Raw genomic sequence first — 245 nt, 5'->3', positions numbered from 1 at the left:
ATGATGGATCAAAGAATATATGGAGAAATATACTTTACGTTTGAAGAAATGAAGCTTTTAAATGTTATTAAGCAAACCGTTATGATTATAAAGAATAGAGTTGACATTAAGAAGACATCTTTTTCTGATTGGAGATTAAGTGAACTAGTAAATCTTTTTTCTACTAGCTACAATAGTGACCTTCTAAAAAAAGAACAAAAAAAAGCTAATCAAGAAGGTAATAATAAATTTGGCGTGTTGAGACA

1 protein-coding gene is annotated in these 245 nt (G+C 27.8%); it reads left to right on the top strand.

What is annotated here, in order from left to right; genetic code table 11:
* A partial coding sequence (locus JDS96_RS31800; protein ID WP_206777264.1) for a hypothetical protein occupies positions 1–245 on the top strand: 245 nt, incomplete at both ends.

Origin of the sequence: Bacillus cereus group sp. N21 (assembly GCF_016483395.1) — a bacterium.
GTDB lineage: Bacteria > Bacillota > Bacilli > Bacillales > Bacillaceae_G > Bacillus_A > Bacillus_A pseudomycoides.
This window is presented reverse-complemented; position numbering and strand designations above follow the sequence as displayed.